This window comes from Nocardia otitidiscaviarum NBRC 14405, from assembly GCF_000308635.1.
GTDB lineage: Bacteria > Actinomycetota > Actinomycetes > Mycobacteriales > Mycobacteriaceae > Nocardia > Nocardia otitidiscaviarum.
Window position 1 is genome coordinate 148,469 of the sequence record NZ_BAGD01000026.1, and the last position, 21,023, is coordinate 169,491.

Annotated in this window: 19 protein-coding genes; 9 read left to right on the forward strand and 10 right to left on the reverse strand. The window is 70.5% G+C overall.

Going from position 1 to position 21,023, the window contains the following annotated elements; all coding sequences use genetic code 11:
• Nucleotides 1-2: 2 nt before the first annotated feature.
• Nucleotides 3-413 carry a cupin domain-containing protein gene (locus tag ON31_RS03240; protein ID WP_029925341.1) on the reverse strand — a complete coding sequence of 137 codons (411 nt, stop codon included), beginning with the start codon at nucleotides 411-413 and terminating at the stop codon, nucleotides 3-5.
• A 127-nt stretch (nucleotides 414-540) separates the two neighbouring features.
• The gene (locus ON31_RS03245; protein ID WP_039809050.1) at nucleotides 541-1,596 is read right to left on the reverse strand and encodes a saccharopine dehydrogenase NADP-binding domain-containing protein; all 1,056 of its coding nucleotides are present in this window, start codon (nucleotides 1,594-1,596) and stop codon (nucleotides 541-543) included.
• Between the two features lie 96 nt (nucleotides 1,597-1,692).
• Between ON31_RS03245 and ON31_RS03250 the strand changes: the two genes are divergently transcribed.
• From ON31_RS03250 to ON31_RS34410, 6 genes are all read left to right on the forward strand, one after another.
• Complete coding sequence (locus tag ON31_RS03250) at nucleotides 1,693-2,610, forward strand: AraC family transcriptional regulator (RefSeq protein ID WP_039809052.1); 918 nt, start codon at nucleotides 1,693-1,695, stop codon at nucleotides 2,608-2,610.
• Between the two features lie 89 nt (nucleotides 2,611-2,699).
• A complete protein-coding gene (locus tag ON31_RS03255; RefSeq protein WP_039809054.1) occupies nucleotides 2,700-4,241 on the forward strand; it encodes an ABC transporter substrate-binding protein in 1,542 nt (513 codons plus the stop codon).
• A 512-nt stretch (nucleotides 4,242-4,753) separates the two neighbouring features.
• A complete protein-coding gene (locus tag ON31_RS03260) occupies nucleotides 4,754-5,680 on the forward strand; it encodes an ABC transporter permease (protein ID WP_039809055.1) in 927 nt (308 codons plus the stop codon).
• 226 nt (nucleotides 5,681-5,906) lie between these two features.
• Nucleotides 5,907-6,746, forward strand: a complete 840-nt coding sequence (locus tag ON31_RS03265) for an ABC transporter permease (protein ID WP_051036747.1) — start codon at nucleotides 5,907-5,909, stop codon at nucleotides 6,744-6,746.
• Complete coding sequence (locus ON31_RS36450) at nucleotides 6,743-6,916, forward strand: hypothetical protein (protein ID WP_157533574.1); 174 nt, start codon at nucleotides 6,743-6,745, stop codon at nucleotides 6,914-6,916. The genes ON31_RS03265 and ON31_RS36450 overlap by 4 nt, the downstream gene beginning before the upstream one ends.
• A complete protein-coding gene (locus tag ON31_RS34410; RefSeq protein WP_051036748.1) occupies nucleotides 6,916-8,880 on the forward strand; it encodes an ABC transporter ATP-binding protein in 1,965 nt (654 codons plus the stop codon). Before ON31_RS36450 ends, ON31_RS34410 begins: the two co-directional genes overlap by 1 nt.
• Nucleotides 8,881-8,893: 13 nt before the next feature.
• Here the strand turns inward: ON31_RS34410 and ON31_RS03280 are convergent, their stop codons facing one another.
• The gene (locus ON31_RS03280; protein WP_039809057.1) at nucleotides 8,894-9,646 is read right to left on the reverse strand and encodes a DUF427 domain-containing protein; all 753 of its coding nucleotides are present in this window, start codon (nucleotides 9,644-9,646) and stop codon (nucleotides 8,894-8,896) included.
• Between the two features lie 221 nt (nucleotides 9,647-9,867).
• Here ON31_RS03280 and ON31_RS03285 point away from each other — a divergent pair, with 221 nt between their 5' ends.
• Complete coding sequence (locus tag ON31_RS03285; RefSeq protein ID WP_255221961.1) at nucleotides 9,868-11,265, forward strand: amino acid permease; 1,398 nt, start codon at nucleotides 9,868-9,870, stop codon at nucleotides 11,263-11,265.
• On the opposite strand, the gene ON31_RS03290 is transcribed toward ON31_RS03285, so the two are convergent.
• The 7 genes from ON31_RS03290 to ON31_RS03320 all read right to left on the reverse strand — a co-directional run bounded on the left by ON31_RS03290 (nucleotide 11,262) and on the right by ON31_RS03320 (nucleotide 18,897).
• Nucleotides 11,262-11,528, reverse strand: coding sequence for a hypothetical protein (locus ON31_RS03290; protein WP_029925353.1), 267 nt, complete (start codon nucleotides 11,526-11,528; stop codon nucleotides 11,262-11,264). The two genes, ON31_RS03285 and ON31_RS03290, sit on opposite strands and share 4 nt — an antisense overlap.
• Before the next feature lie 133 nt (nucleotides 11,529-11,661).
• Nucleotides 11,662-12,912 (reverse strand): MFS transporter, encoded by a 1,251-nt coding sequence (locus ON31_RS03295; RefSeq protein WP_039809168.1) that lies wholly within the window; start codon nucleotides 12,910-12,912, stop codon nucleotides 11,662-11,664.
• A 158-nt stretch (nucleotides 12,913-13,070) separates the two neighbouring features.
• A complete protein-coding gene (locus ON31_RS03300; RefSeq protein ID WP_039809060.1) occupies nucleotides 13,071-14,114 on the reverse strand; it encodes an acyl-CoA dehydrogenase family protein in 1,044 nt (347 codons plus the stop codon).
• 64 nt (nucleotides 14,115-14,178) lie between these two features.
• Nucleotides 14,179-15,201, reverse strand: coding sequence for an acyl-CoA dehydrogenase family protein (locus ON31_RS03305; protein ID WP_039809062.1), 1,023 nt, complete (start codon nucleotides 15,199-15,201; stop codon nucleotides 14,179-14,181).
• Nucleotides 15,202-15,217: 16 nt separating this feature from the next.
• Nucleotides 15,218-16,348: an acyl-CoA dehydrogenase family protein gene (locus ON31_RS03310; protein WP_039809064.1), complete on the reverse strand. Its 1,131-nt coding sequence runs from the start codon at nucleotides 16,346-16,348 to the stop codon at nucleotides 15,218-15,220.
• Nucleotides 16,349-17,230: an enoyl-CoA hydratase gene (locus ON31_RS03315; RefSeq protein ID WP_039809066.1), complete on the reverse strand. Its 882-nt coding sequence runs from the start codon at nucleotides 17,228-17,230 to the stop codon at nucleotides 16,349-16,351. It lies immediately after the preceding gene.
• The gene (locus ON31_RS03320) at nucleotides 17,227-18,897 is read right to left on the reverse strand and encodes a FadD3 family acyl-CoA ligase (protein WP_039809068.1); all 1,671 of its coding nucleotides are present in this window, start codon (nucleotides 18,895-18,897) and stop codon (nucleotides 17,227-17,229) included. The genes ON31_RS03315 and ON31_RS03320 overlap by 4 nt, the downstream gene beginning before the upstream one ends.
• Nucleotides 18,898-18,997: 100 nt before the next feature.
• On the opposite strand from ON31_RS03320, the gene ON31_RS03325 reads away from it, so the two are divergent.
• Both ON31_RS03325 and ON31_RS03330 read left to right on the forward strand, forming a co-directional pair.
• Entirely contained in the window at nucleotides 18,998-20,188 is a 1,191-nt protein-coding gene (locus ON31_RS03325; RefSeq protein WP_440589917.1) for an acyl-CoA dehydrogenase family protein, read from the forward strand.
• Complete coding sequence (locus ON31_RS03330) at nucleotides 20,185-20,979, forward strand: SDR family oxidoreductase (RefSeq protein ID WP_039809072.1); 795 nt, start codon at nucleotides 20,185-20,187, stop codon at nucleotides 20,977-20,979. Before ON31_RS03325 ends, ON31_RS03330 begins: the two co-directional genes overlap by 4 nt.
• Nucleotides 20,980-21,023 lie beyond the last annotated feature (44 nt).

A 21,023-nucleotide genomic window follows, 5' to 3' on the forward strand; every position in this document is an offset into this window, starting at 1 on the left:
GGCTAGTCCAGCCGGAAATCCGCGAAGTCGAAGCCCGGGGCGACCACGCAGCTCACCAGCACATAGTCGTCGCCGAGCGGGCGGGCCGCCTGCGAGACGCCGCCGGGCACGATCGCCTGCGGTCGCTGGCCCCGCTCGACATCGGGGCCGAGGATGATCTCCTCGCCGTCGATGTTCAGCGCCAGCGGTCCGCCGCGATGCCACAGCCACAGCTCGTCCGAGGTCACGGTGTGCGGGGCGGACTTCTCGCCGGGCAGCAGCAGGAAGTAGATGGCCGTGGCGCTGGCGCGCGGTCCGCCGTAGCCCGGTGGCGTGAATTCCACCGGGCTGCGCCAGGTTTCCCGATACCAGCCGCCTTCCGGATGGGGGAGCAGATCCAGTTCGGCGGCCAGTGGCGGTCGGTCGTCGCTCATGCCCACCAATCTAGGCCCATGCCCGCCGTGCCGAGGCCGCCGCGCTGGGCACCGCCGCGCTGAGGCCGCCGCCGTGAGCCCACCGAGCTGAGCGCACCACGCTGAGCCCTGCCGCCTCGACGCCCGCTCACCAGCCCTCTATGCGCCATGTAATGCCGTGCGGTGCCAGCGCGTTCAGCACCTCTTCGGCGTCGAACGCCTCGGCCGGGGCCAGCGCGCCAGGCTTCGCGGTTCCGGCGGCCAGCCGCACGCCCCCCTCTGCCGCCATCAGGGCGGAATCGCGGTAGGAGTCCACGCCGCTCACCACCCCGCGCACCCGCTCGCCGCGTGCCCCGAAGGCGTCCACCACCAGGTCGTATCGCAGGTCCGAACTCGGCTCGTCCGGCATTGCGGCCAGCGCCTCGGCGGTGAATCCGCTGAGGTGAGCGAGGATTCGGATATCGAGCGCACCGGCCACGTACGACACCTCGGAATGCCGGGGCACGGTCAGCACCGGCGGTTGCGCGAACTTCGCCACCTCGGTCGGGGCGCTGTCGCCGGGGAAGGTCATGGTGGTGTGGCGGGCGGTGGGGCCGGTGCGCAGTTCGCCGTGCTCGTAGTGCCAGCCACCTGAGATGAACCAATCCCGGCTGGCCAGAATCGTTTTCGCGCTGCCCTTGGAACCATTGCCACCGCTGCGGCTCAGGTGGCTGATCACGATCTCGGCCGGGCCGGACACCCGGCGCGCGGTCAGATGGGACAGCAGATCGCCGGGCAGGTTGCTGTCGGTAATGCCGGAAACCACTGTGACACCGGCGGCTTCGGCGCGTGGCCCGTACTCGTCCAGGACGCGTTTCAGGAACAGCTGCTCCCCGGAGGTGTCGGTGTAGTGCGCGCCCGCGTCGATGGCGGCGGCCAGGATCGGTTCGCCGAGCTCGACATAGGCGGGCAGGGTGCTGATCACGGTATCGGCCCCGGTGAAGGCGCGGACCAGTGCGGCGTGATCGCGCACCGCGGCGACGCGGATATCGGCGGCGGGGATACCCGCCGACGCGGCGGCGGCGCGCAGCCGGTCGGCATCGCGGCCGACCAGGATCGGGGTGAGTTCGCGGCGGCGGAGTTCGGCGAGCACGTATCCGCCGGTGTGGCCGGTGGCCCCGTAGACGGCGATGGTGGGCTGCGCGATGCTGTTCGTCGATGTCATGTTACCGACGGTATTGCGTCGGATTGAGCATATGCATGGTTATTGAGCTCAGATGTATGTTCATAACACTCACTCGGTGAGCGCTATGGTGAACCGGTGGACGTTCTCAGCGAGACAATCGCCGCCATTCGCACCGGCAACCCCACCTCCGGCATGTTCATCCGGCACGCACCCTGGGGGCGGCACTACCCGGTCATGCCCGGCGCGGGCTTCCACGTGATCCTCCAGGGCTCGTGCTGGCTGCTGCGGCCCGACGCCGAACCCATCGCGCTCGGGGTGGGCGATGTGCTGCTCATGCCGCGCGGGGCCGATCACACGCTGGTCGACAGCCTGGACAGCGCGGTCACCGAGACGGCGCGACCCGGCGAGCCGCGTGAGATCGCCGGGACCGGTATGCGGACCGCATTGCTGTGCGGCGCTTACGAACTCGGTCGGCAGCGCAGCCATCCGATACTCGACGACCTGCCCGAGTTCGTTCATCTGCCCGCCCGCCCCGGCCGCCATCCGGCGCTACGCGGAGCCGTCGATCTCCTGGCCGCCGAGGTCGCCGAACCGCGGCCCGGCACCGATGCGGCCATTCCGGCACTGCTGGACACCCTGCTGCTGTTCTTCCTGCGCGCCTGGTTCGACGAGCAGGCCGAGGCTCGAACCGCCGGGTGGGCGGGCGCTTTCGCCGATCCCGCCGTCGCCACCGCGCTGCGCGCCATGCACGCCGACCCGGGCCGCGCCTGGACGGTGCCCGAACTCGGGGCCGCCGCCGGGGTCTCGCGTGCCACGCTGGCCCGCCGCTTCACCGCCACCGTGGGTGAACCGCCGCTGTCATATCTGACCCGCTGGCGTCTGCTCACCGCCGCATGCCTGCTGCGCGACACCGACACGCCCCTGGCGGCCGTGGCGCGCCGGATCGGCTACCGGTCCGAATTCGCCTTCGCCAAGGCGTTCAAGCGCGAATACGGCCTGGCCCCGGGGCAGTACCGGCGGGCCGTGGACAAGCCCGAGGTGATCGCGGTCTGAACGGCTGTGTCCCGGCCGACTTGTGTACGACAATCAAACAGGGTAGGCAAACCTAATCGTATTGTGTCGCCAGTCGAAACGAGGACGACGTGGATCTGTCCAGACGCCAGTTGTTCCAGGCCGGTGGCGGGCTCGGCCTCGCCCTGCTGCTCGCCGCCTGCGGCGGCACCGAAACCGATGCGCCGGTCGATGAGTCCGGACCGCCGCGGCGGGGCGGCACGCTGCGGGTGGGAGCGCTGGGGCGGCCCGGGGCCATCACCCGCGACCCACACGGGTCGCAGGCCAACGAGAGCGACTACCTGATTCTCAGCCTGCGCTACGACACCCTCACCGTGCCGGGCGAGAACACCATCACCGCACCGCGATTGGCCAGCGAATGGCAGGCGTCGCCGGACCTGAAGACCTGGCGCTTCACCATCGCGCCCGGCGCGACATTCCACGACGGCAAGCCGGTCACCGCCGCCGATGTCGTGTATTCGCTACGGCGACTGCGCGAAACGCCCGCCGGGGCCTCGCGCCTCCCGGGCATCCAGGCGCGCAATATCACCGCCGACGGCGACGGCACGGTGGTGCTCGTCTCCGACTACCCGAATGCCGAACTGCCGCAACTGACCCGGCTCACCACCTTCGTGGTGCCCGACGGAACCACCGATATCGAGAACGCACCGGGCACCGGGCCGTTCGTGCTGGAGTGGTTCCGTGGCGGCAATGCCCGGCTGGTGCGCAACGAGCAGTGGTACGGCGGCGAGGTGCATCTCGACGCCGTCGAGGTGAGCATTTTCGAGAGCCCGCAGGCCATGGCCACGGCGCTCATGTCCGGGCAGATCGACCTGGCGTCCAATGTGGGCGCGGTGGCGGCCCGAACCGTGGCGGGCCGCACGGATATTCGCACCGTCCGGCGCGCCGACGACATGGCCATGCCCATTGTCATGCGCACCGCCGAGGGCAGCCCCTTCGCCGATCCGCGCGTGCGGGAGGCGCTGCGGTTGGCCGTCGACCGCGAGGCCATGGTGGCCCAGGTGCTGTCGGGCTACGGCACCGTCGGCAACGACATCCTCGGCACCGGTGATCCGGAGTACGCCCGCGACATCCCGCAGCGGACCCGAGATCTCGACGCGGCGAAAAAGCTGCTGCGCGAGGCCGGATTCGACACCGCCGAGACCTACTCGCTGTACACCACCGAGGACATCGCCGGGCTGGCCGAATCTGCGACGCTGTTCGCCACCCAGGTCCGCGAAGCCGGGGTGAAGGTGGAAGTGGTCAAACAGGAGTCGGGCTCGTTCTGGGACGACACCTGGTTGAAAGGCGACCTCTACACCACCTACTGGGGCACCAACGACTCCGTCCTGTTCTTCGCCAGCAAGACCATGGTCTCCGACAGCGGGCAGAACGAAGCCGGTTGGCGCGACACCGAATTCGACGAGACCTACCGCACCGCCGTGGCGACCGCCGACGCCGGGGCGCGCGCGGACCTGCTGCGCAAGCTCCAGAGTATCCAGTACGACCGCTCCGGATACCTGCTGTGGGGCATGGCCGACGGCATCGACCTCGCGGGCTCGGCCGTCCGCGGCCTGCCGAAGCTCCCCGGATACGGAAGGGTGCAACTCGAAGGCGCATGGCTGGCCCGCTGACACCCCTCGACCACACCGCCGACCCGGACGAGCCGGGCCGGACGGCGGTTGCGGGCGCGACTGTGTCGGAGTCGGTGTCTTCGGGCGGGATTGTGCCGGACGCGGCGGCATCGGCTGGGCCGGTGTCGGACGCGCTTGGGCAGTCTGCGCCAGGGGCGCAGGGTGGGCAAGCGCAGCCGCGCACCCCGGAGGCGGACTCGTCCTCGATGGCTGGTCCGGGCTGCGGATCCTCGGCGGAGCACGGCGCGCTACCGGAACAACGGAGTCGGCTCCACGAGGGCGGCGATGGGTTGCCTCGCCCGGTGCGGCGAGGCGGGTGGCGGCGCAGGGTGATACGTGGTGCGCAGCGCCACGAGGGAAGCGACGGTGTGCCGTACCGGGTGAGGCGCGACAGCGTGCGGCGGGTGTGGCACGACAGGTGGCGGCGCACTGCGGGACGACTGAACTCATTGTGTTCGAAGGCGTACCGGGAACTACCGCGCACGGCGGCGCATGCACGACCGCTGCGCTGGGTGGGACGCGTCGCACTGCTCCTCGCCAAACGCGCACTGCTGCTGGTGATCCTGCTGGTGCTGGTGTTCGTGACAGTCGACCTGCTGCCCGGTGATGCCGCGTCGGCTACCGCCGAACGGGGCGAGAGCGCCGCGGACGTCGAGCGGCGGCGGGTCATGCTGGGGCTGGATCGTCCGGTGCTGCAACGCTGTTGGGAATGGCTGAGCGGGCTGCCGACCGGGGACCTCGGTCTGTCGGCGCGGGGTGTGCCGGTGCGGGAGCTGGTGTCGGGGGCCTTCCCGAACACCCTGCTGCTCGGCGGGCTGGCGCTGCTGCTCACCGCCGTGGCCGCACTCGCCCTGGGATGCTGGGCGGCGCTGCGCCCCGGCAGTCCGCTCGACCGCGCCATCTCCGGCACCGCCACCGCCATGCTGGCGCTGCCCGAATTCGTGGTGGCGGTGGCGCTGGTCGCGCTGCTCTCGCTCTGGGTCGGATGGCTGCCCGCCGTCACCATCACCGGTGCGGACGGCGGCCCGGCCAGCCCGGACATGCTCATCCTGCCGGTGCTGGCGCTGACCATTCCGCAGACCGGCTGGAACATCCGCATCGTGCGCGCGGCCCTCGCCGACGAGGCCCGGGAGCCGCATGTGGAGGCCGCCGTCCTGGACGGTCTCGCGCCGCCTCGAATCCTGCTGCGCCACATGCTGCCCGGCGCGCTGCCCGCCATCGTCACCGGACTGGCCACCTCGACCGGCATGCTGCTCGGCGGGGCCGTGGTGGTGGAGGCCGTCTTCAATTATCCCGGCGTCGGCTCGGTCCTCGCCTCCGCCGCCGCCGACCGCGACGCACCCCTGGTGGCGGGCGTGACCGCGCTCGCCGGTGCCGTCATCACCCTCATGCTGCTCACCGCCGACCTGATCCGCGACGCTCTCGGAGGCCGCCGATGACTCGACTCCGGCCCGCCGCGACGGATACTGGTCGCGTCGCGAATGCCGACCGCGCCCGGCTCCCCCTGGCCGAGGTCGGCTGCGGCGTGCGCGTTGTCCGCAGCAGGCCCGCTCCGGGGGCGCGATCGCACTCGGTTCCCGTCCCACCCGGCGGCGCGTGGCCGGTCGGCACCCTGAAGCGGCTCGGCGGCTCGGTCCTCCCCGGAGGGTCGGGTGAGGTCCGGTGATGCGCCCGCGCCCGGCCGCTGTCCGTCCTCGCGCACGGCTGCTGTTCATCGCGCGGTTGCTGCCTGCGCTGGTGCTGGTGGCGGTGGCGCTGGCGGGGCCGTGGCTGGCCCCGCATCCCATCGACACTCCGGTGACCGGACCGTACGCCGAACCCGGCGGTGCCGCCCCGCTCGGCGGCGATCTGCTCGGGCGCGATGTGTGGAGCCGGGTGCTGGCGGGGGGACGGGAGCTGGTGGTGTCCGCATTGCTGGCCGCCGTGCTGGTCACCGTGGTCGCGGCCGGGCTCGGCGCGGTGAGCGCGCTGCGGCCGGGGTTCGGGCGGGTGGTGGACCGGACGGCCGATCTGCTGATCCTGCTGCCCGCCGTGCTCGGGCTGTTGCTCATCGCACTGTCATGGCCGGGCGGGGGAAGAGTGGCGATCATCACGGCAGCGGTGGTGCTGGGGGTGCCGTACGCGGTGCGGCTGGTGACCGGCGCGGCGGCCCCCATCGCGGCATCCGGCTACGTCGAGGCCGCCGCCGCGGGTGGTGAGCACCTGTGGCACCTGGTCTTCCGCGAGGTGCTGCCCAATTTGCGGGCCATTCTGCTGGCCCTGTTCGGGCTGCGGTTCGTGGCCGCCGTCTATATCGTGGCGACCGCGGGCTTCCTCCAGATCGGTCCGCAACCCCCGGCCGCCGACTGGGCACTCATGATCCGGGAGAACGGTCCCGGCGTCCTCCTCAACCCTTGGGCGGTGATCGCCCCTAGTCTGCTTATCGGGGTGCTCGCCATGAGCGTCAATCTCGCGGCGGCCGCCCTGGCACCACAGGTAGGACGAAAGGCGGTGAGCCTGCGATGAACTCCGCACGGCTACCCAAGCGGCAGCTCCAGACCGGCGACGAGATCACGCCGGAGCACGAGGAACAAACCCTCACCCTGCCCGCCGACGGCGCGGCGCCCGCGGATCGCCCCGGCCTCGCACGCGTCGTGCGTGCCGTCCAACTCGGTAGGGAGGCGACCAAACGCTGATGCCCGACGCCGGTCCCACCACGCCGCCCGGCCACCCCGCCGTGCGGGTGCGCAATCTCGCGGTCGCCGCGACGGACGGGCGGATGCTGCTGCGCGACGCGTCCCTCGATGCCGAGCCCGGCCGAGTCGTGGCGCTGACCGGACTCTCCGGCGCGGGCAAGACCACCCTGCTGCGCGCGCTCACCGGCATTCTGCCGCCCGGCACCACCCGCACCGACGGCACCGTGGAGGTGCTCGGCCACGACGTATTCGCCCTGGACACCACTGCCCTGCGCGAGCTTCGCCGCACCCGCATCGCCTTCGTGGGCCAGGATCCCGGCTCCGCCCTCAACCCGCGCATGCGGGTACGCGCCCTCGTCCGCGAACTCGCCACCGACCCGTCCACGGTGACCGACCTGCTCACCGAGGTCCGCCTCCCCGCCGACCTCCGCTTCACCACCCGCCGCCCCACCGCCCTCTCCGGCGGTCAGCAGCGCCGCGTGGCCCTGGCCCGCGCCCTGGCCCGCCGCCCCGACGTCCTCCTGCTCGACGAACCCACCGCGGGCCTGCACCCCGAACTCCGCGACGACATCGCCGACCTGCTCCGCACCCTGGCCCACACCCGCGCCCTGGCCATCGTCCTCACCTGCCACGACCGCGCCCTGGTCGACCGCATCGCGGATACCGAAGTCCACCTCGAATCGGGCGATCCCTCGGTCCACACCGTCACCGCGCCCGCCGAGCCACCCCGCCCGTTCGCATCCGAGGCCGCCGCCGGCGACGACCGGTCGCGGCGAGCGGCTGCACCCGACCACTCGGCCGATCGCCTGCCGTCGAACGGTCTGCCGACCGGTCCGGGTGAGCGCGGCCCTGCCGCCTCGACGACGGCCGCCGATGTCGCCACACCGGTCGAACAGACCGGGGCAGCGCCCACGGCGGCGACCTCGGCCGGAAGTGTGCCGTCGGCATACTCGCCTGTCCGTGCGGGAGAGCCGGAGTCGGCGAACAGCGTCCCGGCGGGCTGCGGCGGGTTCGTGTCGGGGCGGGGTGAGAACCTGCCCGGTGACCGTGTCGCGGCCGGAGCCGTCGGCGGCCGGACGGGCGATGCGAACGGTACTGCCCTCGTGGGCGGACGTGTCGTCGGCTCGCAGGCAGCCGCGAGCGATCCCGGTCGGCTCGCGGCATCGTCGCATAGCGCGGAAGTCGCTGCTGTGCCCAACGAGTCGCTGCTGGTGGTGCGGGGCCTGGAGGTCTCCTTCGCGGGGAGCGGGCAGCGGGTGCTGCACGGAGTCGATCTCGCCGTCGGGGCGGGGCGGGCGGTGGGGATCGTGGGGCCGTCGGGGTCGGGGAAGACGAGTGTGGCGCGGGCGGTGGTGGGGTTGCATCCGCCCGAACGGGGGACGGTGACGCTCGACGGGGTGGCGTTGCGTGGGGAGTCGCGGCGGCGGAGCCGGGAGCAGCGGCGGCGGGTGCAGTTGGTGCCGCAGTCGCCGCTGGGGGCCTTGAATCCGAGCCGGAGCGTGGGGGAGACGCTGGGGCGGCCGCTGCGGCTGCATCGGCGCTGCGCGGCGGGGGAGCGCGCGCGGCGGGTGGCGGAGCTGCTGCGGCAGGTGGAGCTCGCACCGGATTACGCGCGGCGGTATCCGCACGAACTGTCCGGCGGGCAGCGGCAGCGGGTCGCCATCGCGCGGGCGCTGGCCGCCGAGCCGGATGTGCTCATCTGTGACGAGGTGACCTCCGCACTCGACGACCGCACCGGCGCGGCGATCATGGACCTGCTGGCCGGGCTGCGCGCGAGTCACCGGCTCGCGCTCGTGCTCATCGCGCACGATCTGCCGCTCATCGCCGAACGCACCGACACCGTCACCGTGCTGGACGCTGGACGCGTGGTCGAATCCGGCAGTACGGCAAGTGTTTTCGCCGCACCGACGCATGAGACCACCCGCGCCCTGCTGGCCCCGGACGCGCTGACGCGAGCGGGTTGACGGCCGCCGCTGCTCAGCTGAACGGGCTCGCGGGCCGGGCCTGCAAGTCCCCGTCCACCCAGATGTCGACCTTCTCGTTGTAGAAGCACACCAGCCCGGCAACCTTCTGGCTCTCCGGCAGCGGCGTCGGGTACCCCCACGCGATGTCCGGATACTCCCGCTCGCCGATCCGCACGGTCCAGTACGAGGCGGTCCCCTTGTACGGGCACTGGCTGGTGGTGTCCGACTCGCGCAGCAGCTCCATGCGCACATCGGTCAGCGGCAGGTAATACCGTGCGGGCAGCCCGGTTTCGAAGAGGATGCGCGGATTGCGGGAGTCGGCGACGGTGGTGCCGTCGATATCCACGCGGACGTGGCGTGAGCTCGCGAGGATGTCAACCCGGCTGTAGGGATCGCGCGGGTGGACGTAGATCGGCTCGTCCTCCTCGAACCAGGCGTCCATGGCGTCGAAGTCCAGCCGCACCAGCTCCCGCAGTTCCGGCACGGGGGAGTCCAGGTAGCGCACGGCCGCGCCGAAGGCAGTGGCATTGTCGGCCAGTACGTCGAAGGCGGTGCCGTCGCCGAGTTCGGTGGAGCCGCGGGCGTCGCCGGAGGGCTCGAGCTTGGCCGTCAGATCGGCGGCGGGCAGGTAGTAGGTGGGGTAGTGGGGGTGTTCCCACACCAGGACGGGATGGCGGGTGTCGGCGACCAGGTGACCGCCGAGGTAGGTCCGCACGCGCTTGGCACACGGCTCGACGCGGACCCCGCTCCGATTCGTCTCGCTCATACCTTCCGACGCTACGCCGAATTCGTTTGCGGCCACCCGGCTCCGGCCGTCGGCGCACCTCGGGGACGTCGGATCACCCCGCTCCGCCCTGCCGAGTTCGGGACCGCGAACGGCGGGTCCCCTCGGCGGCCGAGCTCACACCTCGGGTTCTGGTCGCATGACCAGGGCCGATATGGTGTAGCCGCAACATTCGAGCAACAACCCAGAAGGTGGCGGTCAGAGTGACGGTGCCGATCACACAGGAGCGGGAGGGGCTGCGGCCCGGACTGCGGCGACGTCATATGACGATGATCGCCATCGGCGGCGCGATCGGCGCGGGCCTGTTCGTCGGCTCCGGCTCGGTCATCCAGACCGCGGGACCCGCGGCGGTGCTGTCCTACGCGGCGGCCGGGCTGCTGGTGCTGTGCGTACTGCGGGCGCTGGGCGAGATGGTGGTGGCCCGGCCGGTGGCCGGATCGCTGGCCGAGTACGCGCGCATGTCCATGGGGCCGTTCGCCGGATTCGTGGTCGGCTGGCTGTACTGGTACCTGTACGTCATCCTGGTCGGTGCGGAGGCCGTGGCCGGTGCCGCGATCCTCGGCGCATGGGTCGATCTGCCGCAGTGGGTGCTGTCCGCCGCCCTGCTGGTGATCATGACCGCCGTCAATCTGGTGTCGGTGAAATCCTTCGGCGAATTCGAATTCTGGTTCGCCTCCATCAAAGTCGTGGCCATCGTGCTGTTCCTGGTGCTGGGCGCGGTGTACCTGTTCGGGCTGTGGCCCGACGCCGACGGCGGCCTGCACAATCTGACCGGGCACGGCGGGTTCGCGCCCAACGGCGTCACCGGGGTGTTCTCCGCCATCGTGGTGGTGATGTTCGCCTTCGGCGGTACCGAGATCGTCACCGTGGCGGCCGCGGAATCCAAGGAGCCGGGCCAGGCCGTCGCCCGCGCCACCAACAATGTGCTGTGGCGGGTCGGCCTGTTCTATGTGGCCTCGATCTTCCTCATCGTCTGCATCCTGCCCTGGAACGACGCCGAGGTGTTGCAGAGCCCGTTCGTCAGCGCCCTGGACCACATGGGCGTTCCCGCCGCGGGCACCATCATGCAGGTGGTCATCCTGACCGCCGTGCTGTCGGTGCTCAACTCGGCCATCTACGTCTCCTCCCGCATGCTCTACGTCCTCACCCGCGACGGCGACGCCCCCGCCGGTCTGGTGAAGGTGAACAGGCGCGGCGTCCCCGCCCGCGCGGTGCTGCTCGGCACCGTCGCCGCCTGGGGTGCGGTCATCGCCTCCTACGTCTCCCCGGACCAGGTCTTCACCTTCCTGGTGAACTCCATCGGCGTGGTGCTGGCCTTCGTCTACGTGGCGATCATGTTCTCCCAGCTGAAACTCCGCTCCCGCCTCCGCCGCGAGGACCCCTCCGCCCTCACCTACCGCATGTGGGGCTACCCCTACCTCAGTTGGCTCGTCATCGCCGCCATCGCCATCGTCTTCATAGCGATGGCCCGCAACCCCGACCAGCGCAACCAACTCCTGGCTTCCACCATCAGCCTCCTGGCGGTAGCCGCCATCTACCCGCTGCGCGCCAAGTTCGGCAGGAAGCCCCCGACCCGCGAGGTCGAGGTCCTGCACCACTAGTCGCGGCGGCGTTCCCCGGGTTCGTCATCGGGATCGTCCGAGCCACGCCCCATCGGCTCGGATGTCCCCGGGCCGCCGAACTCCGCCTGGATGCTCGTTCCGGGCGGTACACCCCCGTATCCCATGGTCGCGAACGGATGGTTGAACTCCCCGCCGCCAACCCCGTACCGCTTGATCCTCCGCCGCCGCAGCCACAGCAGCCAGATCGGCGCGATGGCCACCACCACCGCCATGATCAGCACAACCCACGCTCCGTCATCCATAGCGAACCCCTCTCGCCGCCGGGCATACGGTCCTGCGGAGATTGTGCGGCTCCGCGTTCCGGAAGGCCCGCAAGCGCGCCGCGTCACGGGGGTGGGGACGACCACAGGGTGGGACTACTACCGGAGGCTGGGTTCAGTCGTCGCCGAGGGTGATGGCTTGGGCCTCCGTGACGCTGTGCGGCGCGGGGTCGTGGTCGTCCACGCCGCGCAGGAGTCCGCGGCCGGACAGGAGGACCGCGACGGCGGCGGCGGTGCAGGCCGCGCCCACCCAGAACGGCAGGGACATGTGGTGTTCGCCGAGTTTGCCCGCCAGGTAGGGGGCGGCCGCGCCGCCCGCGAAGCGGACGAAGCTGTAGGCGGCGGAGGCGGTGGAGCGTTCGACCGGGGCCGAGAGCATCACGGCCTCGGTGATGAGGGTGTTGTTCACGCCGAGGAACAGGCCCGCGAGGACGGTGCCGACCACCAGGACCGGCTTGTGTTCGGTGAGCAGGGCCATGACGGCCAGATCGGCGGCGAACAGGGCCAGCGCCAGCGCCATCATCGGCACGGTGCCGAAGGCGCGCTGGAGTTTCGGCGCGAACCAGACCGAGGCCACGGCCAGCAGCACACCCCAGCCGAAGAAGATGAAGCCGATCTCGTAGGTGCCCATGTCCAGGGGGAACGGGGTGTAGGCGAGCAGGGTGAAGAAGCCGTAGTTGTAGAGCAGGGCGGTAATGCTCACCAGCAGCAGCCCGGGGTGGGTCAGGGCCTTGAACGGTGCGGTGATGGAGGTCGGCCGGGCGGGCCTGGGCGTCTCCGGCAGCAGGATCACCAGCCCGATGAAGGCCACCGCCATGAGTACGGACACCCCGAAGAACGGTGCGCGCCAACTGAAGTGGCCGAGGAATCCGCCCACCAGCGGCCCCGCGGCGATACCGATGCCCAGCGCCGCCTCGTAGAGGATGATGGCGCGTGCCACGCCGCCGCTGGCCGCGCCCACGATGGTCGCCAGCGCGGTGGCGATGAACAGCGCGTTGCCCAGCCCCCACCCCGCGCGGAAGCCGACGATCTGCCCGACCGTATCGGAGCCGCCCGCCAGGGCCGCGAACGCGACGATGATCGCCAGCCCCGCCAGCAGCGTCTTCTTGGCTCCGAACCGGCTCGACACGACACCGGTGATCAGCATGGCCACGCCGGTGACCAGCATGTAGCTGGTGAACAGCAGCGTCACCTGCGACGGCGACGCGTGCAACTGCTCACCGATCGGCTTCAGGATCGGATCCACCAGCCCGATGCCCATGAAGGCGATCACGCTGGCGAACGCCACGGCCCACACGGCCTTGGGCTGCTTGGTGTTGGAAGTTGGGGTGGGGGTCCCGCCGGTGGCGGGCCGGGCATCCGACATGGTGCTCACAAGAGTCTCCCTCATCGTCACGGCATTCGTTGTATATGCTAACCAAAATGATTGCGTATGCTAACTATTTCTTACCGTGACACGCCGCACAGGCCGGTGGCCAGGGCGAACGCCCCGCTGCCACCGGCCTGTGCCGATGCAACTTCCCGCTATGCCGGTCGTGCCAGCGGCCGCGCGGGATATCCGAACAACTGCGCCAGACCGTGCGCCCGCTTGAAGAACAGATGCGCGTCATGCTCCCAGGTGATCGCGATACCGCCGTGCATCTGCACCATCTCCGACACCACCGCGTTGAGCGCGTCGGTGCAGTACAGTCGCGCCGCCGCCACATCAACCGGGTCCACATCGCCCGCGGCCAGCGCCGCGATGGCATGGTGGGCGATGGACCGGGCCGACTCCACCTGCACGTACATATCGGCCATCCGATGCTTGAGCGCCTGGAAGCTGCCGATGGGCCGCCCGAACTGTACTCGCGACCCGGTGTAGTCGACGGTCAGGTCCAGGCACCGCTGCGCCGCCCCGACCTGCTCGGCCGCGACCGCCAGCCAGGCGGTCTCCCGCAGCCGATCCACCTCGACGGCGCCGAGCCGCCGCGCGGCCACACCGTCGAAACCGATCTCGGCCAGCCGCCGCGAGGGATCCTGGGTCGGGACCGTCGTCCGCGCGACCCCGTCCGCCGTGCCGTCCACCTCGAACAGCCCGTCGGCGGTCAGTACCAGCAGGGTGTCGGCATACGCACCGTCGAGCACGTAATGCGCGGTGCCGGTGAGCTTTCCGTCCGTGACCGCGACCCCGAACTCGTCCCAGCCGCGCCGCCCGGCCCAGCACAGGGCAAGGGTGCGCGCACCCTCGGCCACCTCCGGCAGCAGCCGCTCGGTCGCCTCGGCATCCCCCGCGAGCAGCAGCGCCCGCACCCCCAGCACCGCCGACCCGAGCATGGGCGGCGCACTCAGCGTGTGGCCCAATTCCTCGACCACGAGCAGAGATTCGACCAACCCGGCCCCGATGCCGCCGAACTCCTCCGGAATCGCCAGCGCCGCCACCCCGACCTGTTCGCACAGCAGCCGCCACAGCTGCTCGTCGTAGCCGCGCGGCCCCTCGATCCCACGCCGCACGGCCGCACTGTCGCCGTGCTTGGCCAGCACCGCGCGCACGGTGCTCGCGAGTTCCTGCTGCTCCGCACTCAGACTCATGCTGTGCCCCTCTCGATCCGAGCGGTGTGCCGCATGAGGCACTGCCGCCACACGTGCGGCGGCCTCATGTCGCCGTTCCGTCCGAACGCAACGCCCCGGCGATCCGGGCACGGTGGAAATCCGGTGTGCCCCACGCCGAGCGCAGTGCGGTCACCTTCGTGATCCACAGCGACAGATCGCATTCGGCGGTGTAGCCGATGGCCCCGTGCACCTGGAGCGCGGTGCGCGCGGCCCGGTACGCGGCCTCCCCAGCGGCCAGTTTGGCCGCGGAGATGTCGCGCGCCGTGGTCGCGGTCGCGTCCTGCGCCGAGAGTGCCGCCCGGTAGAGCAGCGGCTGTGCCATATCGAGGCCGATGAGCACGTCCGCCAGCTGATGCTTGATGGCCTGGTACTGCCCGATCGGCTTGCCGAACTGGTGGCGCTGCTTCACGTACTCCGCGCTGATGTCCAGCAGCGCCCGTCCGGCCCCCAGGAGTTGGGCGGCGGTGGCGAGCGCACCCGCGTCGAAGGCGGTGTCGATGGCGGCGCGCACCCCGTCACCCTCGGCGAGCACGGTCTCCTCGATGACGGGGAACAGCCGCCGCGCCGCGTCCACCGAGCGAATGTGCTCCTGCGGCGTGGCCAGCGAGACTCGGTCACCGGTCGCCACCAGCACCACATCGGCCGTATCGGCATCCAGGGCGAGCGGTTCCGCGGCAGTGCCCGGCGCGGGCAGAGCGATGGTGCCCAGTACGGCTCCCTCGGTGAAGCCGCCGAGCCAGCCGCCGGTCTGTTCGGTACTCGGAAGTGCTTGCAGCAGTGCGGGAAGCACCGCGGCCGTCTCCACCAGCGGTCCGGGTACGGCGGCCCGGCCGATCTCGGTGCACGCCACCACCAGCTCCACCGGACCGGCCCCGAAACCACCGTTGTCCTCGGTGACGGTGAGCCCCAGCGCACCGGCCTCGGCCAGCTGCCGGATGAGCGCCTTCCCGGCGGTCGCGTCCCCGGCGGCCCAGGCGCGTACGGTATTCGGCGTCTTGGCGGCCTCGCACATCTTGCGCAGGCTGGCCGCGAAGTCGAGTTGTTCTGCTGTCAGAGCGAATCGCATGTCGTTCTCCGGTCGACTATCGCGGCAGGCCGAGCAGGCGTTCGGCGATGATGTTGCGCTGAATCTCGTTGGTGCCCGCGTAGATCGGGCCGGCCAGCGAGAAGAGGTAGCCGTCGGTCCACGCCGACTCCTGTTCGGCGGCGGCGCCGTGCAGCTCCAGCGCGGTTTCGTGCATGGCGATATCGAGGTCGGACCAGAACACCTTGTTCACCGAGGATTCCGCGCCCAGCTGGCCGCCCTCGGCGAGCCGGGTGACGGTGGCCCAGGTGTTCAGCCGGTACGCCTCCGCACCCACCCAGGCGTCCACCACGCGATCCCGCGCCGCGGTATCGGCGGCGTCGGCGACGGTGCGCCACAGGTCGATGAGCTTGGCCGCGGTGGCGGTGAACCGTCCGGGGCTGCGCAGCGAGAGTCCGCGCTCATTGCTGGAGGTGGCCATGGCGACCCTCCAGCCGTTGTTCGGTTCGCCGATCACGTCCCGGTCGGGCACGAACACATTGTCCAGGAAGATCTCCGCGAACCCCGGCTCGCCGTCCAACTGCGGAATCGGACGTACGGTGACGCCCTCGGCGGTGAGCGGGAACATCAGATAGGTCAGCCCGCGATGCCGCTGCGCCTCCGGGTCGCTGCGGAACAGTCCGAAGCCCCAATCCGCGTAGGACGCCCGCGAACTCCAGGTCTTCTGTCCGTTGAGCAGCCAGCCCCCGTCGGTGCGCTTGGCGGTGGACCGGATCCCGGCGAGGTCGCTGCCCGCCTCGGGTTCCGACCACGCCTGCGCCCAGATATCCTCGGCGCGAGCCATTCTCGGCAGAATGCGAGCCAACTGCTCGGGCGATCCGTGTTCGAACAGGGTCGGCGCGAGCAGGAAGATGCCGTTCTGGCTCACCCGCCCGGGCGCTCCGGCCGCGTAGTACTCCTCCTCGAAGATCACCCATTCGGTGAGCGAGGCGTCCCGGCCGCCGTACTCGGCGGGCCAGGCCACACACGACAGCCGGGCGTCGGCGAGCACCGCCTCCCATTCCCGGTGCGCCTCGAAACCCGCCTGGGTGTCCATGGACGGCAAGGGAGCGGCGGGTACGTTGGCGGCCAGGAACTCCCGCACCTCACGCCGGAATTCCTCGGTCCTGGTATCGAATTCGAGATCCATCTACTTCACCCCGTTCCGGTCGGCGGCCGCCTTCATGGATCTGGCGTTCATGCCGCCGAGTGAATCGGCGCCGACCTCGGCATTGTGCGCGTGCGCGAAATGGTGCAGTCCGAAGACCGAATCCATGCCGGCGCGCATGCCCATCAGGTCCTCGCACTGGTTGACGGCTTTCTTGGTGAGCGCCAGCCCGAACTGCGGCATCTCCGCGATCCGCTCGGCCAGCGCCAGGGTGTGGCCCTCCAGCTCCGCGCGCGGGACCACGCGATTCACCATTCCCCACTCGTATGCCTGTGCGGCACTGAAGCGTTCACCGGTGAACAGGATCTCCTTGGCGCGGCGCGGGCCCAGCACCCACGGATGCGCGAAATACTCGACGCCCGGAATGCCCATGCGCACCACCGGATCGGAGAAGAAGGCGTCCTCCGACGCCACGATCATGTCGCAGCACCAGGCCAGCATGAGCGCGCCCGCGATGCACGCGCCCTGCACCATGGCGATGGTGGGCTTGGGGATCTCCCGCCAGCGGCGGCACATGCCCAGGTACACCTCGGATTCGCGGGCGAAGCGCTGGTCGCCGCCCTGGCGGTCGACGTGGTCCCACCACAGCGCGGCCTTGTTCTCGTAGCTGACGTGGTGATCGCGCCCCGGCGTGCCGATATCGTGTCCGGCACTGAAATGCTTTCCGGCGCCGGCCAAGACGATCACCTTGACCTCGGGATCCTCGACCGCCCGGGTGAAGGCGGCGTCGAGGGCGTAGGTCATGACCGAGTTCTGCGCATTGCGGTAGTCGGGTCGGTTGAGGGTGACGATCGCGATCGGTCCGCGCGTCTCGTAGCGCACCACCTCGCCCTCGTCGGGGATCGGCCCTGGTTCCTGGCTCACGCTCTCTCCTCGTTCTCCGCACGGCCGGTGTCGTCGCGCAGCTGCCGCTTGAGCACCTTCCCGGCGGCGCTGTAGGGCAGCTGATCACGGAATTCGACGTAGCGCGGCACCTTGAAATTGGCCAGCAGCGTCTTGGCGTGCGCCACCACGTCGTCGGCGGTGAGGCCCGACCCGGCCTTGCGCACCACGAACGCCTTGCCGACCTCGCCCATCCGTTCGTCCGGCACCCCGATGACCGCGGTCTCGGCGACGCCGTCGAGCCGGGCCAGGGCCTGTTCGACCTCGGCGGGGTACACATTGAACCCGCCGCAGATGTACATGTCCTTGAGCCGGTCGGTGATCTTCAGGTAGCCGCGTCCGTCCAGGGTGCCGACGTCGCCGGTGTGCAGCCAGCCGTCACAGTCGATGGTGTCGGCGGTGGCCACCGGATCGTCGAGATAGCCCAGCATCACCTGGGATCCGCGGATGAGCACCTCGCCGTTGTCGGCGAGTGCGACCTCGAAGTCGCCGATGGCACGACCGCAGGTGTTGGCGATGGTCTCGGCGTCGTCCTCCGGGCGGCACATGGTGCCGAAGCCGCCGGACTCCGAGAGCCCGTAGGCGGTGAGCACCACATCGAATTCCAGTTCGGTGCGCATTCTCTCGATGAGTACGACCGGCACGGTGGCCGCACCGGTGACCGCCACCCGCAGGCTGCTCAGATCGGCGTCGCGACGCGCGGGATGCTCCAGGATGGTCTGGTAGATGGTGGGCGGCCCGGTCAGCACCGTGATGCGGTGGTCCTGCACCAGCCGCATGGTCTCGGGCACGTCGAAGGTGGCCTGCGGCACGATGGTCGCACCGGTCACCAGGCACGCGAGAATGCCTGCCTTGTAACCGAAGTTGTGGAAGAACGGCGGCACCACCAGGTAGCGGTCGGTGCTGTTCAGGGTGGCGCATTCGGACCAGGCCCGCGCGCCCGCGAGCGCCTGGCGGTGCGCGATGAGCGTGCCCTTGCTGCGCCCGGTGGTGCCGGAGGTGAACAGGATGTCCGAGAGATCGTCCGGGGAAACGGATTCCGCGCGGGCGATGGCGTCCGCGGCGCTCACCTGTTCGGCCAGCGCGGCCAGGTTACGCCAGGTCAGGGTGTCGTCACCGGTGCGCGCGGCGGCATCGCCCGCGGCGGACACGCCGACGCCACCCGTGCCGATCGCGGCGGCATCATCCGTGACAGCCGTGCCAGCATCATCGGTGCCGCCCGGACCGGTGTCGCCCGGAATCACGATGGTCGTCCCGATCTTCAGATCCGGGGCGGCTGCCCGCAATTCGGCGAGTCGGTCGCGGCCCAGGAACGGCCCGGCGATGAACAGCGCCTTGGCGTCCACCCGCGCCAGCACATCCGCGGCCTCCTCGGCGACGTAGCGGGTGTTGAGCGGGACGATCACCGCGCCCACGTAGTGGGTGGCCAGCACGGCCGTCACCCAGTGGTGTGTATTGGGAGCCCAGATGCCGATCCGGTCGCCGCTGCCGATCCCGCGCGCCAGCAGCGCCCGGGCCGTCTCACGCACCGAGTCGAGCAGTTCCGCCCAGCTCAGTCGTACGGCACCGTCGACGACGGCGGGGGCATCGCCGTAGGCGCGCGCCGCGTCGTGCAGAGCCAGCGGAGTGGTCTGCGGAGGTGGTGTCATCGGAATTCCTGCCGTCCGGGAATGGGTCTAACAAAGCAAGTGCTTGGTAGGTTACTCTACCGACGTGAGCATGATCCAGACCCCCGAACCGGCCAGTGGGATGGAGGCGGGACGCGACGCCGAATTCCGCGCCGAAGTGCGTGAATGGCTGGCCGAGAGCCTCACCGGGCAGTTCCGCGAACTGCGCGGTCTGGGCGGTCCCGGCCGCGAACACGAAGCCTTCGACGAACGCCTCGAATGGGACCGCGCCCTGGCCGCCGCCGGGCTGACCTGTCTGGGCTGGCCGGTGGAATGGGGCGGCCGCGACGCCACCCTGCGGCAGCAGATCATCTTCCACGAGGAGTACGCCAAGGCGGACGCGCCCAGCCGGGTCTCGCATCTGGGCGAGGAACTGCTCGGCCCCACCCTCATCGCCTTCGGTACCGAGGAGCAGAAGCGGCGCTTCCTGCCGGGCATCCGCGGTGTCACCGAACTGTGGTGCCAGGGCTATTCCGAGCCCGGCGCGGGATCGGATCTGGCGGCCGTGTCCACCGCCGCTCACCTGGACGGCGACGAGTGGTCGATCACCGGGCAGAAGATCTGGACCTCGCTGGCGCACCTGTCCGACTGGTGCTTCGTGGTGGCGCGCACCGAGAAGGGATCGCAGCGGCATCGCGGCCTGTCCTACCTGCTGGTTCCCATGAAGCAGCCCGGTATCGAGGTGCGCCCGATCATCCAGCTCACCGGGACCGCCGAATTCAACGAGGTCTTCTTCGACAATGCCCGCACCGCCGCCGATCTGGTGGTCGGCCAGCCGGGCGACGGCTGGCGGGTGGCCATGGGCACGCTCACCTTCGAGCGCGGCATTTCCACCGTGGGGCAGTCGATTAGATACGCCCGCGAACTCGCCGACCTGGAGGCGGTGGCGCGGGAGAACGGGGCGATCGACAATCCGGTGATCGCCGACCGGCTGGACCGGGCCTGGGTGGGGCTGCGGGTGCTACGCGCCCACGTGCTGCGCACCCTGGACGACGGCCACGGCTCGGCCACCGTCGACGCCCGCACCGCCGCCGGGCACGCGTCGGTCACCAAACTGCTGTGGGCGAATTGGCATCGCGGCCTGGGGGAGCTGGCCATGGACGTGCTCGGCGCGCCCGGCCTCATCGCCGACGCGCCGGGTGACGACCTCAATGCCTGGCAGCGGCTGTTCCTGTTCAGCCGCGCCGACACCATTTACGGGGGATCGAACGAAGTGCAGCGCAACATCATCTCCGAGCGGGTGCTCGGACTTCCGCGAGAGGCTCGGCCGTGACCGATTTGTCCATTGCTCCCGAACCGACCCCCGGCCACGGCCTGCTGGCCGGCAAGATCGCCGTGGTGACCGCCGCCGCGGGCACCGGCATCGGCTCCGCCACCGCCCGTCGGCTGCTGTCCGAGGGCGCGGACGTGGTCGTCTCGGATTGGCACGAACGTCGGCTGAAGGAGACCGAGGCGGCGCTGCAGGCCGAATTCCCGGATCGCCGGGTGGCCTCTTTGGCCTGCGACGTGAGCAGCACCGAACAGGTGGACGCGCTGTTCACCGGGGCCGTGGCCGCGCTGGGGCGCGTCGACATCGTGGTCAACAATGCCGGGCTCGGCGGTGAGACGCCCGTGGTCGACATGACCGACGAGCAGTGGGACCGGGTCGTCGACATCACCCTGAACGGCACCTTCCGCGCCACCCGGGCCGCGCTGCGGTACTTCCGCGAGGCGGCCCACGGCGGCGTGATCGTCAACAATGCCAGCGTGCTGGGCTGGCGCGCCCAGCACGGCCAGGCGCACTACGCCGCCGCCAAGGCCGGGGTGATGGCACTGACCCGCTGCTCCGCCGTCGAGGCGGCCGAATACGGGGTGCGGATCAATGCCGTGGCGCCGAGCATCGCGCGGCACGCCTTCCTGGACAAGGTCACCTCGGCCGATCTGCTCGACCACCTCACCTCGCAGGAGGCTTTCGGCCGCGCCGCCGAGCCGTGGGAGGTGGCGGCGACCATCGCCATGCTCGCCAGTGACTACACCACCTATCTGACCGGTGAAGTCATTTCGATCAGCAGTCAGCGCGCCTGATTTCATTCGCCTTCTGTCGGATCGCTGATTTATCCACAGGAAGG